This window comes from Rhizobium sp. LjRoot98, from assembly GCF_964252935.1.
Classification (GTDB): Bacteria; Pseudomonadota; Alphaproteobacteria; order Rhizobiales; family Rhizobiaceae; genus Pararhizobium.
In genome coordinates this window covers 1-2213 of record NZ_CAXUPW020000049.1, presented here as the reverse complement: position 1 = coordinate 2213, position 2213 = coordinate 1, and the positions used below count along the sequence as shown (strand labels likewise).

Genomic DNA, 2213 nt, shown 5'->3' with positions numbered 1-2213 from the left:
TTCTTCAGCATCCCCACGGATGAAATCGACTATCCGCTCGCGGTTGACCGTCGTCGGCGGCAAGGTCGTTTACGACCGCGTCTCTGGTTCGCCCGCGCTTGCGCAACAGGGTTCGATGGTAATCGGCGATTGCGCCACTACGCGGCATGGCCGGCTCACTTGGCTGTATCCTCGGTCAAACCAGCCCATCGAGGACCGCCCGGACTAGCGACGCGTTCGGCATTCGGTGGGCACTTTAGGTGTGCAAATGACAGCGCGGGATTCAGACAGGCAAACTTTCGCCCCCTCAAGTTACAGCCCGCCAATCTGAAAGCCGCTGGAGGACCAATTTCAATTGTCGCCGATACTATAAGGAAGGACCGTCCGCACGTCGTGATCGACATGGAGTTTTCTCATGAGAGGCGGGACGGCGCGCTGAAAACACTGCGTCCTCTCGCAGATACGGCATGAAATCCCGATGGGATCAAAGCTCGAGCGATTTGAGAGATCGAGGTCGTCCGCATAGACGAAAGCAGAGGCGTAGGAGATTTCGCATCCAAACGCGATGGCGTATTGCGGCAGTGAGCTATTGAAACCGCCCCCGCCCTTGGTGATCTGCGTCGCAAGACACAGATAGCGGACGCCGTCCGGCGTTTCCGCCAGTTGCCTGATGATGCGGCCATGCGCCTCGAACGCCTGGTGGACATTCCACAACGGGCAGGCCGCCCCAAATCTGGCAAACTGCAGTTTTGTCGCGCTATGCCGCTTGGTAATGTTTCCCGCCCTGTCGACCCGCGCGAAGAAGACCGGGACGCCCTTTTCGCCCGGACGCTGTAGTGTGCTGAGCCGGTGACAGACTTGCTCCAGACTCGCACCGAAACGCGACGCCAGAAGTTCGAGATCGTGGCGCAACAGGTTTGCAGCGGACTGGAACGCTCTGTAAGGCAACAGCAAGGCACCGGCAAAATAGTTGTGAAGCCCGATGCGACAGATGTCCGCCGCTTCCTTGGTCCGGAAGTTGCCGGTCTTGGCCACCTTGTCGACAGTTTCCGCGGCCTGCAGCTGCGCAATTTGCAGAGCCAGCTGAAAGTCGCGGCTGGTCGCCGGAATATATGCGTTAAGTGACAAAATCCGTGTCTTCGGATCGAAATGGCGCAGGATGTCCCGCCCAGGCTCGGCTCGGACGACTTTTACATTGTGCACCCTTTGAAGATAGTTCGTCAGGACCGCATGGCGGTCATCGTGTTCGAGCCCAAGCTCGCCTGCCAGCTCTTCCGCCTGCACATCCAGGTCATGAATGTAGTTGTCCACGAAATGAAAGAAGTCCCGGACCTCTTCGTATGGCGTCGCTTCCGCAGCGAGCGTCGATCGGCCCATGCTGTCATTGAGGCTCGCCAGCTGCTCGCTGTTTCGCCGATAGGCCTGGTGGGCCCGGACCAGGGCATGCGCCAGAGACGGGGCGTTCTGGGTGATGAGTTTAAGCTCCTGCAGATTTGGGGTATAGGATTCGAACAGGGGATCGGTCAGCGCTTCGGAAAGGGCCGACAACAACCGGTCCCCTTCGCCTGCCGAAAGTTCGCTCAAATCTATCTTAAACTTATCGACCAGGGCGACAAGCACAGCGGCCGAAACCGGCCTCTGATTGTTTTCGATCTGATTGAGATAGCTTGTTGAAATACCGATCCGGTCTGCAAATTGGCTCTGAGTGGCCTTGAGGCCTTCACGCAGGGATCGGATTTTCCGGCCGATAAAGAGCTTCCGCATCGCCATGTTTGCACTTTCGCAAATTTCAGTTTGCAAAATTCTATATTAAGCAATGCCGCCCGATCAACCATTTTCTCGAAAGGCCCAAACACGTATGAATGTTCATGTCGAAGCACGTGGATGGAGTGATAATGCGTTCAATACGTGACCAGCTTGGCGTTCGCCGCGCCGAGGCGCGTCTTGGCGGCGGACAGAAGCGCATCGATGCCCAGCATGCCAAGGGCAAGCTGACGGCGCGCGAGCGTATCGAGGTGCTGCTCGACGAGGGCTCGTTTGAAGAATACGACATGTATGTCACCCACCGCGCCGTCGATTTCGGCATGGCCGAGCAGAAGGTGGCGGGCGATGGCGTCGTCACCGGCTGGGGCACGATCAACGGCCGCCAAACTTACGTCTTTTCCCAGGATTTCACCGTGCTTGGCGGCTCGTTGTCCGAAACCCACGCCCAGAAGATTTGCAAGATCATGGAT

The 2213-nt window shown here is 57.7% G+C and carries 3 protein-coding genes; 2 read left to right on the top strand and 1 reads right to left on the bottom strand.

The genetic code is table 11. The annotated features are described in order from the left end of the window. Nucleotides 1–208 (top strand): hypothetical protein (locus tag ACSQ3J_RS31275; protein WP_436041192.1); only part of this gene is annotated, 208 nt, incomplete at its 5' end. A 122-nt stretch (nt 209–330) separates the two neighbouring features. Here the strand turns inward: ACSQ3J_RS31275 and ACSQ3J_RS31270 are convergent. Then, nucleotides 331–1749 (bottom strand): helix-turn-helix domain-containing protein, encoded by a 1419-nt coding sequence (locus ACSQ3J_RS31270; protein ID WP_436041190.1) that lies wholly within the window; start codon nt 1747–1749, stop codon nt 331–333. 125 nt (nt 1750–1874) lie between these two features. Here ACSQ3J_RS31270 and ACSQ3J_RS31265 point away from each other — a divergent pair. Beyond that, a partial coding sequence (locus ACSQ3J_RS31265; protein WP_436041188.1) for a carboxyl transferase domain-containing protein occupies nt 1875–2213 on the top strand: 339 nt, incomplete at its 3' end.